The organism is Pseudomonas sp. PWP3-1b2 (genome assembly GCF_049896045.1).
GTDB lineage: Bacteria > Pseudomonadota > Gammaproteobacteria > Pseudomonadales > Pseudomonadaceae > Aquipseudomonas > Aquipseudomonas antarctica_B.
Genome location: NZ_JAFCTN010000003.1, coordinates 85,038 through 97,445, shown reverse-complemented (window position 1 = coordinate 97,445; position 12,408 = coordinate 85,038). Strand labels below are relative to the sequence as shown.

Below are 12,408 nucleotides of genomic sequence, written 5' to 3'. Positions count from 1 at the left end.
TTGACGGGCACGCTTGGTAGAGAGCATGACCAGCTCAAAGCGGTTATCCACGTGTTCTAGGCAGTCTTCAACGGTTACGCGGGCCATGGTATTCCTCGGAGCGAATGCAAGATGCGCGCTGCCCGGTTGGGCGAGCGGACTGAACAGTTTAAAAAATCACCAGCGTTAAGGGAAGCGCTGATTTTTCGCAGGCCCTCGCCAAACTGCTACAAGTGCCAATTTAAAGCCCTTGCAGCGGTTTTGGGAAGTGCCAATCAGCCCAGCAGTTCGGCGAGTAATTTGCCAAAACGCTGCTGTTGACGCTTTTGCTGGAGCTGGTTGGTGCGGAAAATCGCCTTCAGATCATTCAGGGCGTGGGTGAAATCGTCATTAATGATCAGGTAGTCGTAGTCGACATAGTGGCTCATTTCGCTGACGGCTTCGCGCATGCGGCCTTCGATGATCTCGTCACTGTCCTGGCCGCGATTTTTCAGGCGCTGGTGCAAGGCTTCGAGCGACGGCGGCAGGATGAAGATCGAGCGCGCCTTGGGCATCAACTGGCGCACTTGCTCGGCGCCCTGCCAGTCGATTTCCAGGATCAGGTCGTGGCCTTCGTCCAGGGTCTGCTGCAGGTGGCTTTGCGAAGTGCCGTAGAGGTTGCCGAACACTTCGGCGCGCTCAAGGAAGTCGCCGTGTTCGATCATCTTGACGAACTCGGTGCGCTCGACGAAGTGGTAGTGCACCCCGTTCACTTCACCCGGGCGCATGGCGCGGGTGGTGTGGGAGACCGAGATGCGGATCTGCTCGTCAGCGTCGGTCAAGGCCTTGACCAGGCTGCTCTTGCCCGCGCCCGAAGGGGCGGAAATGATGTAAAGGGTGCCGGTGCTGTGGGTCATGGAGGTTGCCTTACTCAATATTCTGTACTTGTTCGCGCATCTGCTCGATCAACACTTTGAGGTTGACCGCCGCTGTGGTGCTGCGCGGGTCAAATGCCTTGGAGCCGAGTGTATTGGCTTCGCGGTTGAGTTCCTGCATCAGGAAGTCCAGGCGCCGACCGGCGGCACCGGCGGACTTGAGCACGCGGCGCACTTCAAGGATGTGGGTGCTCAGGCGGTCGAGTTCTTCGGCCACATCGCTTTTCTGCGCGAGCAGCACCATTTCCTGTTCCAGGCGCGTCGGGTCGAGGTCGGCCTTCATGTCGGTGAAGCGGTCGAGGACCTTCTGGCGCTGGGTCGCGAGCATCTGCGGCACCAGCTCGCGCAGGGTCACCACGTCTTCCTCGATTGAGGTCAGGCGCTCGCTGATCAGGCGCGCCAGTTCGGCGCCTTCACGTTCGCGGCCAGCCTTGAGCTCCTTCAAGCCCTGGTTGAACAGGGCGAGGGCTTCGGCGTTAAGGGCTTGCGGGTCGGTGGCGTCGGCCACCAGCACGCCGGGCCAGGCCAGCACTTCCAGAGGGTTCAGCGCGGCGGGTTGCTTGATCAGGCCAGCGATGGTTTCGGCGGCGGCGACCAATTGCGCGGCGCGGTCGCGGTCAACCTGCAGCGGTTTGCCGGTGGTTTCTTCGGTGAAGCGCAACGTACATTCCAGCTTGCCGCGCGAAATGCCCTGGCGCAGCGCTTCTCGCACGGCGCCTTCGAGGTCGCGGAACGATTCCGGCAGGCGCAGGTGCGGCTCCAGGTAGCGGCTGTTGACCGAGCGCAATTCCCAGCTCAGGGTGCCCTGAACGCCGGCTTTTTCGACACGGGCAAAGGCGGTCATGCTGTGCACCATGGAAGTACCTCGCGATGCAGTCCCGCAAATACGGGCTGATAGATAAATTGAAGCCGACAGGCTGCGAAGGCGCAGGATTGTAGCGCAGTGGGGCAGGCGCGCCCAAACAATGGGCGATAAGCTGAACATTCGTAACCGGATTTATTAGAAGTGCCCCGAAACGGTTCGCGGCTCTATAATGCTCGGCAGTTTTTGTCCTCAGTACAGGTATCCCCTATGAAACGTCCAAGTGGTCGCGTTGCCGATCAGCTCCGCTCGATCCGCATCACCCGCAACTACACCAAACACGCCGAGGGATCTGTACTGGTCGAGTTTGGCGATACCAAAGTCATCTGCACCGTCAGCGTCGAAAACGGCGTGCCGCGCTTTCTGAAAGGCCAGGGCCAGGGTTGGTTGACCGCCGAGTACGGCATGCTGCCGCGCGCCACCGGCGAGCGTAACCAGCGTGAAGCCAGCCGTGGCAAACAAGGCGGCCGCACCCTGGAAATCCAGCGCCTGATCGGCCGTTCCCTGCGCGCAGCGCTGGACATGTCCAAGCTGGGCGACGTGACCCTCTACGTCGACTGCGACGTGATCCAGGCTGACGGCGGCACCCGCACTGCATCCATCACCGGCGCCATGGTTGCCCTGGTTGATGCGCTCAAAGTGATCAAGAAGCGCGGCGGCCTCAAAGCTGGCGACCCGCTCAAGCAAATGATCGCCGCTGTGTCGGTGGGCATGTACCAGGGCGAGCCTGTGCTGGACCTGGACTACCTGGAAGACTCGGCCGCCGAGACCGACCTGAACGTCGTGATGACCAGCTCCGGTGGTTTCATCGAAGTGCAGGGCACTGCCGAAGGTGCACCGTTCCAGCCGGCTGACCTGAATGCCATGCTGGCCCTGGCCCAGAAAGGCATGACCGAAATCTTCGAACTGCAAACCGCCGCATTGGCTGACTGAATCGGACCGCAAGGAGAAGCGCCATGAGTGACAATCAACTGCCTGTGCCCACACCGTCCTACGAAGTGCGCCAAGGAGCAATGTTGTGCCATCTCGCGGCGTTTCTGGGGTTTGTGTTCCCCTTCGGCAGCGTCGTGGGGCCACTGATCCTGTGGCAGATGAAGAAGGAGGTGGACCCGTTCATTGATGATCAGGGCAAGGAAGCGTTGAACTTCCAGATCACCGTGGCCATCGCCTGGGTCGTTTGTATCGTGCTGGCCTTCGCGGTGATCGGGTTTTTCCTTATGACTGCCCTGGCCATCGGCAGCGTGGTACTGACGATCATCGGTTCGATCAAAGCCAACAAGGGCATCGCGTACCGCTATCCCCTGACCTGGCGACTGGTCAAATAATGAGCGCCCACAAAAAAACCGACAGCGATGTCGGTTTTTTTGTGCCTGGCAAAAGACCCTAGATGGTCAGTGTCCAGTCGTAGTCCACGATCAGCGGCGCGTGCTGCGAGAAGCGTGGCTGACGCGGCAAGCGTGCGCTGCGTACAAACCGGCGCAGGCCCGGAGTCAGCAGTTGGTAGTCGAAACGCCAGCCCAGGTTGAGCATCTCGGCCTGTTCGTTATCCGGCCACCAGCTGTACTGATCGCCTTCACGGCTGACTTCGCGCAGGGCATCGACATAACCCATGTTGCCGACAATCTCGTCCATCCAGGCCCGTTCCGGCGCCAGGAAGCCCGGGGATTGCTGGCTGTCGCGCCAGTTCTTGATATCCAGCTTTTGTTGCGCCACGTACAGCGAGCCACAGTAAATGTACTCGCGACGTTTACGCCGCTGTTTATCCAGGTAACGGGCGAAATCGTCCATTAGCTTGAACTTCTGGTTCAAGTCTTCATCGCCGTTCTGCCCCGAAGGGAGCAGCAAGGTCGCGATGCTGACCTTGTCGAAATCGGCTTGCAGGTAGCGCCCGTAGCGGTCGGCTGTCTCGAAGCCGAGGCCGCTGATGACCGCCTTGGGTTGCAACCGCGAATACAAAGCCACACCACCTTGGGTGGGTACTTCGGCATCGCAGGCATAAAGGAAGTAGCCATCCAGTTGGAAGGCTGGGTCGTCCAGTTCAAAGGCGGAGGCGCGGGTGTCCTGCAGGCAGATGACGTCGGCATTCTGTGCTTGCAGCCAACTGAGCAAACCACGCTCGACTGCAGCCTGAATACCATTGACGTTCACACTGATGATCCGCATAAATGGCCCCAAAAATCGCGTGCGTGTATGATACACGCCGTCTACCTAATTAGCTAAATCCGTGGTATCTGAGGCTTTTTTCATGCAGGCGTATCAACGCGATTTCATTCGTTTTGCCATCGATCGCGGCGTATTGCGCTTCGGTGAGTTCACCCTCAAGTCAGGGCGCACCAGCCCATACTTCTTCAATGCGGGCCTGTTCAACTCGGGTTCGGCCCTGGCTCAGCTGGGTCGTTTCTACGCAGCAGCCATTGTTGAAAGCGGTATTTCCTTCGACGTATTGTTCGGCCCAGCCTACAAGGGCATTCCTCTGGCGGCGGCGACTGCGGTGGCCCTGGCTGAACATCACGGTAAAGATTTGCCGTGGTGTTTCAACCGCAAAGAGGCTAAGGCCCATGGCGAAGGCGGCAGCCTGGTGGGCGCTCCGCTCACGGGTGATGTGCTGATCATCGACGACGTGATCACCGCCGGCACCGCCATTCGTGAAGTGATGCAGATCATCGCTTCCCAGGAAGGCGCCAAGGCCGCAGGCGTGTTGATCGCGCTGAACCGCCAGGAGCGTGGCAACGGAGAGTTGTCGGCGATCCAGGAAGTGGAACGCGATTTCGGCATTCCGGTGGTGAGTATCGTGTCGTTGAACCAGGTGCTGCAGTTCCTGGAAGACGACCCGCAGCTTAAGCAGCATTTGCCAGCAGTTCGTGCATACCGCGAGCAATTCGGCGTCTAATTAAAAGGCCCTGTGAAAACAGGGCCTTTTTCATGTGCAGTGTGCGATCCACGTCACGCCAAATTGAACATGAAAGTGGTCAGGGTCAGCAGCAAGCCGCTGACCGCGACGATGTCACTCTACGGCACTCGGGCTTAGCGTTTGGCATAGCAGTGCATGTCAGTCTTCGCTGATTTCGGTTATCGGGAGGTATCGCTCGGGTACGGATCTTCGACGGCGTCACCTTGGCCGGTGAGGATATTCCAGCCTTTCAGGAGGTGCGTGCTTGCTTCGAAGTCTGGGCAGGGTGGAAGTGAAGTCTTCGACTGATTGCTGTATTGGCGTCCGCAATCTGCGCACTCATAAGTGCCTGCCGATACATCGCTGCCGTAGGGTGTGTGGGCTTTTTGCATGGGGAAGATCTCCTGTGGATTCAAGGAAGATCCTAAGCAGATGTATGCCGCGTAGATGTCGGATGACTCGATGATTGCGGTAGGGCATTTCCGGCAGGCATAAAAAAGACCGCAGATTTCTTCGATTCCTTCGGAGGTTTCGTACGTGGGTACGTGTTGCCGAAGGAGCCGTCGAAAACTACGGTCTATTCAGGATTTCTACGTCATGGACGCTTGCGGTTACTGATCAGCGTGCCTACGCCGGTATCGGTGAAGATTTCCAGCAGGATCGCATTCGGTACACGACCATCCAGGATCAATGAGCTACCCACGCCGCCTTGCACCGCTTCCAGCGCGCAACGGATCTTCGGCAGCATGCCGCCGTAGATGGTGCCGTCGGCGATCAGTTCGTCCACTTGTTGAGTGGTCAAGCCGGTCAGCACCTTGCCTTCCTTGTCCATCAAGCCGGCGATGTTGGTCAGCAGCATCAGCTTTTCAGCTTTGAGTGCCTCGGCCACTTTACCGGCTACCAAGTCAGCATTGATGTTGTAGGACTCACCGTTGGCGCCCACGCCGATGGGCGCGATCACCGGGATGAAATCGCCTTTGACCAGCAGGTTCAGCAAGTCGGTGTTGATGCCGATTACTTCGCCCACCTGGCCGATGTCGATGATTTCAGGCTGAGTCATTTCCGGCGTCTGGCGGGTTACGGTCAGTTTTTTCGCACGGATCAGCTCCGCGTCCTTGCCGGTCAGGCCGATGGCGCTGCCGCCGTGACGGTTGATCAGGTTGACGATGTCTTTGTTGACCTGGCCGCCGAGGACCATCTCCACCACGTCCATGGTCTGCGCGTCAGTCACGCGCATGCCATCGATGAAGTGACTCTCGATCGACAAGCGTTTGAGCAGGTCGCCGATTTGCGGGCCGCCACCGTGTACCACCACCGGGTTGATCCCGACGGCTTTCATTAACACGATGTCGCGGGCAAAGCCGGTTTTCAGCTCGTCGCTTTCCATGGCATTGCCGCCGTACTTGATCACCAGCGTCTTGCCGACGTAGCGTCGAATGTAAGGCAACGCTTCGGAAAGGACCTTGGCAGTGTTGGCAGCGGCTTCGCGTTCGAGGGTCATTCAGGGCTCCGGTAAAAGATCAGAACGGTAATTGGAGATCAGGGGCAACACGTTTCAACTGGGCGTGGAACACGTCCTTGATGCGCTGCAACTCAGCCTCGGTATCCGCCTCGAAACGCAGCACCAGCACCGGTGTGGTGTTGGACGCGCGAACCAGGCCCCAGCCTTTGGCGTAATCGACTCGCACACCATCAATGGTGGTCAGGTTGGCGCCTTCGCCCCATTGCGCATCGTGCAGTGCGTCAATGATGCTGAATTTGCTCTCCTCGGTCACATGGATATTGATCTCTGGCGTAGAAATATCATTCGGGAAGGTCTGAAACAGCTCTTCGGCAGTCGATTTTTCCTTGCTGAGGATTTCCAGCAAGCGCGCGGCGCTGTAAATGCCGTCGTCAAAACCGAACCAGCGCTCCTTGAAGAACACATGGCCGCTCATTTCGCCGGCCAACAGCGCGCCGGTTTCCTTCATTTTCTTTTTGATCAACGAGTGACCGGTCTTCCACATTAGCGGGCGACCGCCGTATTCCTTGATCAGCGGCGTGAGGCGACGGGTGCACTTCACGTCGAAGATGATTTCGGCGTTGGGGTTGCGCGCCACCACGTCACGGGCGAACAACATCAGCAGGCGGTCCGGGAACACGATCTCGCCGGTTTCAGTCACCACGCCCACGCGGTCGCCATCACCGTCGAAGGCCAGACCGACGTCGGCGCCGGTTTCCTTGACCTTGGCGATCAGGTCCACCAGGTTTTCAGGTTTGCCCGGGTCCGGATGGTGGTTGGGGAAGTTGCCGTCGACCTCGCAGAACAGCGGGATCACTTCGCAGTTCAGGGCTTCGAGCAGTTGCGGGGCGATCACGCCGGCCGCGCCGTTGCCGCAATCCACCACCACTTTCAGGCGGCGCGCGAGTTTGATGTCGCCGGTGATTTGATCCGAGTAGCGCTGAAGAATGTCGACTTTGGTGATGCTGCCTTCGCCACTGGTCAGGTCGTTGGTTTTGAGGCGCGTGTGCAGGGCCTGGATCTGTTCGTTGGCCAGCGTGTCGCCAGCGATGACGATCTTGAAGCCGTTGTAGTCCGACGGGTTGTGACTGCCGGTCAACATCACCCCGGATTTGCCGGCCAGTACGTTGGCTGCGTAGTACAGCGCTGGGGTCGGCACCAGGCCGACGTCGCTGACATGGCAGCCGCTGTCGGCCAGGCCCTGAATCAGTTGCTCTACCAACTCCGGGCCGGACAAGCGGCCGTCGCGGCCTACCGAGACGTTTGGCTCACCCTGGGCCAGGCTTTGGGCACCGATGGCGCGACCAATCCAGTAGGCGGTTTCGGCGGTCAGGGTCTTGGGCACAACGCCACGAATGTCGTAGGCGCGAAAGATGCTGTCGGGGAATGTCGGGGCTACTCGGGCTGCGGTACTCATCGCGGGGGGGAACTCCATCTGAAAGGGGCAAAGCTGGCCTGAATGCGGCTGACCGGCGGGCTCAAACTGAAGGGTATGACGGCGTTTTCGGCAGAGAGTTCGTGGTGCAAAAGTGCCATCGGCGTGCTGGCTCCGCCTTGGCTGTCGCGTAATGCATTGATTCCACTGGGGAAATCTCGCTGATTAGATCCGCGCATTCTTCATCCTGAAAAGCCATGCGGTGGCATTGGGCCGGACAACAGCGTCCGGCTTGCTTCAGCTTAGTCAGTGGCTGCCGGAATGCCCAAAACCACCTGCGCCGCGTTGTGTTTCGTCGAACTCTTGCACCAATTCGAAGTACGCCTGCACCACTGGAACGAGTACCAACTGGGCGATGCGCTCGCCAATGGCGATGTTGAATGCGGTTTGGCCACGGTTCCAGCACGACACCATCAGTTCGCCCTGGTAGTCGGAGTCGATCAGGCCGACGAGGTTGCCCAGCACGATGCCGTGTTTGTGGCCCAGGCCGGAGCGCGGCAGGATCAGCGCCGCGAGGCCCGGGTCGCCGACGTAGATCGACAAGCCTGTGGGAATCAGGATGGTCTGGCCCGGCTCAAGGACGGTGTCTTGCTTGAGCATGGCGCGCAGGTCCAGGCCGGCAGAGCCAGGCGTGGCGTAGGCCGGGAGCGGGAATTCGGTGCCGATGCGGGGGTCGAGGATCTTGGCTTGCAAAGCGTGCATGGAAATTAAACCTGGTTCAGCCGTTGGGCGATAAAAGAGATCAGTTGGCGGGCAATCTTGCCCTTGCTGGTCTGGGCGAAAAGGGTGGCGTGCAGGTCGCGGTCAATCACGCTGCAGGCGTTTTCCTCGCTGTTGAAGCCGATGCTCGGGTTGGCGACATCATTGGCAACGATCAGGTCGAGGTTTTTGTCTTTCAATTTGCGTGCGGCGTAGTCCAGCAGGTGCTCGGTTTCGGCAGCAAAGCCGACGCTGAACGGGCGGTCCGGACGCGTGGCGATGGTTGCCAGAATGTCCGGGTTGCGCACCATTTGCAGGAGCAGGCCGTCGCCGCTTGTAGGGTCTTTCTTCAGTTTTTGCGGGGCGACGACTTCCGGACGGTAATCCGCAACCGCTGCCGAGGCGATAAACAGGTCGCACGGAATCGCGGCTTCACAGGCCGCCAGCATGTCCCGGGCGCTGACTACGTCGATGCGCGTGACGCGATCAGGGGTCGGCAAATGCACCGGGCCGGTGATCAGGGTCACTCGTGCGCCTGCCTCAACCGCCGCTTCCGCCAAGGCAAAGCCCATTTTTCCTGAGCTATGGTTGGTGATGTAGCGCACCGGGTCGATGTTTTCCTGGGTCGGGCCGGCAGTGATCAGCACGTGCTTGCCGGTCAGGGCCAAGTGCTGGAAGCAGTCGGCGGCGCACTGCGCCAGGTCGGTGGCTTCCAGCATGCGGCCCATGCCGACGTCGCCGCAGGCCTGGCTGCCGGACGCCGGGCCGAACACCTTGAGGCCGCGGCTTTGCAGGAGTTGGGTGTTGGCCTGGGTGGCCGGGTCGCGCCACATGGCCTGGTTCATGGCCGGGGCGATGGCGACTGTAGCATCGGTGGCCAGTACCAATGTGGTCAGCAGGTCATTGGCAATGCCCTGGGCGAGGCGGGCGATCAGGTCGGCGGTGGCCGGGGCGATCAGCACCAGGTCGGCCCATTTGGCCAGTTCGATATGGCCCATGGCAGCTTCGGCTGCCGGGTCCAGCAGGTCCAGGTGAACCGGGTGGCCGGACAAGGCCTGCATGGTCAGCGGCGTAATGAATTCACTGCCACCACGGGTCATGACCACGCGCACTTCGGCACCCTGGTCCAGGAGCCTGCGAACCAGTTCTGCGCTCTTGTAGGCGGCAATGCCGCCGCCGACGCCGAGAACGATGCGTTTCCGATACAGACGCTGCATTGGTTTGCCTTTCCAGTTCAGTGATGCCAGTTCAGTGACGCCTGCGACGCCCCCTCCCCAGGGGAAATGGCAGGCAAAAAAGAGGGCTTACGATAACACAGCGTCCGTTCAGCAACAGCGGCGCACACGGATGGAAGGGGAGTGCGATGAGTATTCGCGATTGGCCTGTGGCGGAACGTCCACGGGAGAAACTGTTGGAATGGGGCGCAGCGAGCCTGTCTGACGCCGAGCTGTTGGCGATCTTCCTGCGGACCGGGGTTGCCGGGCGCAGTGCGGTCGACCTGGCGCGTCATCTGTTGGCGCAATTTGGTGGCCTGCGCCCGTTGCTGGAGGCCAGTCAGACGCTGTTCAGCCAGCATTTGGGCCTGGGCCCGGCAAAGTTTGCGCAGTTGCAGGCGGTGCTGGAAATGTCGCGGCGGCACATGGCCGAACGGCTGCGTGCGGACTCTGTACTGGAAAGCCCGTTGGCCGTGCGTGACTACCTCAAAGCGTTGTTGCGCCATGAGCCCCACGAGATTTTCGGCTGCCTGTTTCTTGACTCAAAGCACCGTGTGCTGGGTTTCGAGGCGTTATTCGAAGGCACCATCGACACGGCGATCGTGTATCCACGACAGGTGGTCAAGCGCGCCCTGGCGTACAACGCGGCGGCATTGATCCTGTGTCACAACCACCCTTCCGGGAGCGTGGAGCCAAGTGCGGCTGATCGAAAGTTAACCAAGATGCTGCAAAAGGCCCTGGAGGTCGTAGACGTGCGCGTGCTTGATCACATCATCGTGGGCGACGGTGACCCGCTGTCGATGGCGGAATTTGGCTGGATCTAGTCCCGCCCGGTCAGGGCGGGGCAGAGTCCTAGGGCTTGACGCTGACTTTGGAGAAGTCCTGGCGGCCAAACGGGCTGACCTGGTAACCCTCGACATGTTTGCGGGTCAGGGCGAAGGCAGTGGGGTGCGCCAGCGGCAGCCACAGGGCCTGTTGCTGGATTTGCGCCTGGGCCTGTTGATACAGCTTGCTGCGCACACCTTGTTCGCTGGTGGTTTTGCCGGCGCTGATCAGCTTGTCCAGGGCCGGGTCGCAGTAACGGGCGAAGTTGGTGCCGGATTTGACCGCCGCGCAGGAGAACTGCGGGGTCAGGAAGTTATCCGGGTCACCGTTATCGCCTGCCCAGCCCATGAACAACAGGTCATGTTCGCCAGCCTTGGCGCGGCGGATCAGCTCGCCCCACTCGATCACGCGGATCTCTGCCTGAATGCCGACTTTGGCCAGGTCCGCCTGTAACAGTTGGGCGCCGAGGTTCGGGTTGGGGTTGAGCAGGCTGCCCGTGGGGCGAGTCCATATCGTGGTTTTGAAGCCGTCCTTGAGCCCGGCCCGGTCGAGCAGCGACTTGGCTTTGGCGATGTCCTGTGGATAACCCGGCAAGTCCTTGGCGAAGCTCCAGGTATTCGGCGGGTAAACACCATTGGCGGCTTCGGCGGTGCCTTCAAACACGGCCTTGAGGTAGCTGGCCTTGTCGAAGGCCAGATTGACGGCCTGGCGCACTTCCGGCTTGTCCAGCGGCGGGTGCTGGCTATTGATCGCGACGAACGCGGTCATGAAGGCGGCCGTTTTCTCGACCTTGAGGGCCGGGTCTTTTTCGGCTTCGCCTACGTCCAGAGGCTTGGGTGACAGGGCGATCTGGCACTCATCGCGGCGCAGCTTCTGCAGGCGCACATTGGCATCGGGGGTGATGGCGAAGATCAAGTTATCCACAGCCGGTTTGCCGGCGAAGTAGTCCGGGTTGGCTTTGTAGCGCACCACGGCATCTTTCTGGAAACGCACGAATACAAAGGGCCCGGTGCCGATCGGCTGGCTGTTGAGCTTTTCCGGAGTGCCGGCCTTGAGCAGTTTGTCGGCGTATTCAGCCGGGTAGATCGAGGCAAAGCCCATGCTCAGTGCGGCGAGAAACGTGGAGTCGGCGTGGTCCAGCGTGAAGCGCACGGTCAGTGGGTCAAGGGCGTCGATCTTCTTGACCAGTGTGGGCAATTGCAGGGACTGCGCGTGCGGGAAGCCGCTCTGGGCGATCTTGTGCCACGGGTTGGCCGGGTCGAGCATGCGTTCGAAGCTGAAGCGCACGTCTTCGGCAGTCAGGGTGCGGCTTGGGGTGAAATATTCGGTGCGGTGGAATTTCACGTTCGGGTGCAGCTTGAAGGTGTACGTCAGGCCGTCTGGAGAAACGTCCCAGCTGTCTGCCAGGCTTGGCACCAGTTTGCCGCTGTTGGCGTCGTAGTCCACCAGGCGGTTCATCAGCACGTCGGCCGAGGCGTTGGTGGTGGTGAGCGAGTTGTATTGCACCACATCGAACCCTTCGGGGCTGGCCTCGGTGCAGACGCTCAAATTGGTGGCAGCCATAGCCGCCGGAGCGATAAATAAAGGGGCGAGCAGTAGCGGGAGGGCAGCGAGGCGCATATTCGGTTTCCTTTGCAGATCGAAGGCCCATCTGCGAGTGCAGTCTGGAAAAGTCCTACCGTAGAGGTCTGATTGATAAATGACTAGCCCATTTTTGCCTGTGCTTTTGCCTCAAATGCTGTTTTGATGGCGCCTCAGCGCGTTTCGCCGTGCACTTCACCGTGCGCGCGGGCGCTGTAAATCATTCTGTGCGACGAGCGGTCGGCTATGACAGCGGCCCCTTGTAGCAACGGTTCAGGCGTTTGTCGCCACGATTTACGCCGGTAAAAACTCACGGGCTGTTGTTGCACTGGGGTCTTTCTGGTATAAAGCAGCGCTCTTTTCTAGGGGCCCGGTTCCTTCGCTAGTAGGTGTAGCCGGTAAGACCCTAAAGAAACGCGGCGCCTGGCGCCAAATGACTGAGAGATTAAGCGGCCAACCCATGCCGGGTTGGGCATGTGGTTTTAGAGGGCTGAGGCATGTCGAGAGT

At 60.1% G+C, this 12,408-nt stretch carries 12 protein-coding genes and 1 pseudogene; 4 read left to right on the top strand and 9 right to left on the bottom strand.

Annotated elements, in window-relative coordinates:
* The 3 genes from rpoZ to ACP7A2_RS02895 all read right to left on the bottom strand — a co-directional run.
* On the bottom strand, positions 1 to 87 hold an 87-nt coding region (gene rpoZ, locus ACP7A2_RS02905), incomplete at its 3' end, for a DNA-directed RNA polymerase subunit omega (RefSeq protein WP_331149053.1).
* Positions 88 to 254: 167 nt separating this feature from the next.
* Complete coding sequence (gene gmk, locus ACP7A2_RS02900) at positions 255 to 875, bottom strand: guanylate kinase (RefSeq protein ID WP_348061780.1); 621 nt, start codon at positions 873 to 875, stop codon at positions 255 to 257.
* A gap of 10 nt (positions 876 to 885) precedes the next feature.
* A complete protein-coding gene (locus tag ACP7A2_RS02895) occupies positions 886 to 1,749 on the bottom strand; it encodes a YicC/YloC family endoribonuclease (RefSeq protein WP_426133006.1) in 864 nt (287 codons plus the stop codon).
* Positions 1,750 to 1,965: 216 nt separating this feature from the next.
* On the opposite strand from ACP7A2_RS02895, the gene rph reads away from it, so the two are divergent.
* Both rph and ACP7A2_RS02885 read left to right on the top strand, forming a co-directional pair.
* A complete protein-coding gene (gene rph / locus ACP7A2_RS02890; protein WP_426133005.1) occupies positions 1,966 to 2,688 on the top strand; it encodes a ribonuclease PH in 723 nt (240 codons plus the stop codon).
* Between the two features lie 23 nt (positions 2,689 to 2,711).
* Positions 2,712 to 3,080 carry a DUF4870 domain-containing protein gene (locus ACP7A2_RS02885; protein WP_348061777.1) on the top strand — a complete coding sequence of 123 codons (369 nt, stop codon included), beginning with the start codon at positions 2,712 to 2,714 and terminating at the stop codon, positions 3,078 to 3,080.
* 58 nt (positions 3,081 to 3,138) lie between these two features.
* Here ACP7A2_RS02885 and ACP7A2_RS02880 read toward each other — a convergent pair whose 3' ends face one another.
* Entirely contained in the window at positions 3,139 to 3,918 is a 780-nt protein-coding gene (locus ACP7A2_RS02880; protein ID WP_003195493.1) for an exodeoxyribonuclease III, read from the bottom strand.
* 82 nt (positions 3,919 to 4,000) lie between these two features.
* Here ACP7A2_RS02880 and pyrE point away from each other — a divergent pair, with 82 nt between their 5' ends.
* Positions 4,001 to 4,645, top strand: a complete 645-nt coding sequence (gene pyrE / locus ACP7A2_RS02875; RefSeq protein ID WP_078739769.1) for an orotate phosphoribosyltransferase — start codon at positions 4,001 to 4,003, stop codon at positions 4,643 to 4,645.
* Between the two features lie 595 nt (positions 4,646 to 5,240).
* On the opposite strand, the gene argB is transcribed toward pyrE, so the two are convergent.
* The 4 genes and pseudogenes from argB to coaBC form a co-directional block, all read right to left on the bottom strand.
* Positions 5,241 to 6,146 (bottom strand): acetylglutamate kinase, encoded by a 906-nt coding sequence (gene argB / locus ACP7A2_RS02870; protein ID WP_015886532.1) that lies wholly within the window; start codon positions 6,144 to 6,146, stop codon positions 5,241 to 5,243.
* Positions 6,147 to 6,165: 19 nt separating this feature from the next.
* Positions 6,166 to 7,581 (bottom strand): annotated as a pseudogene (locus ACP7A2_RS02865) (phosphomannomutase/phosphoglucomutase); the annotation flags it as partial.
* 246 nt (positions 7,582 to 7,827) lie between these two features.
* Entirely contained in the window at positions 7,828 to 8,283 is a 456-nt protein-coding gene (dut, locus tag ACP7A2_RS02860) for a dUTP diphosphatase (protein ID WP_426133004.1), read from the bottom strand.
* A gap of 5 nt (positions 8,284 to 8,288) precedes the next feature.
* Entirely contained in the window at positions 8,289 to 9,497 is a 1,209-nt protein-coding gene (gene coaBC / locus ACP7A2_RS02855; protein WP_375065551.1) for a bifunctional phosphopantothenoylcysteine decarboxylase/phosphopantothenate--cysteine ligase CoaBC, read from the bottom strand.
* A 146-nt stretch (positions 9,498 to 9,643) separates the two neighbouring features.
* Here coaBC and radC point away from each other — a divergent pair, with 146 nt between their 5' ends.
* Positions 9,644 to 10,318: a RadC family protein gene (gene radC / locus ACP7A2_RS02850; protein WP_348060551.1), complete on the top strand. Its 675-nt coding sequence runs from the start codon at positions 9,644 to 9,646 to the stop codon at positions 10,316 to 10,318.
* Positions 10,319 to 10,346: 28 nt separating this feature from the next.
* On the opposite strand, the gene ACP7A2_RS02845 is transcribed toward radC, so the two are convergent.
* Entirely contained in the window at positions 10,347 to 11,939 is a 1,593-nt protein-coding gene (locus tag ACP7A2_RS02845) for an ABC transporter substrate-binding protein (protein WP_426133003.1), read from the bottom strand.
* Between the last annotated feature and the right edge of the window lie 469 nt (positions 11,940 to 12,408).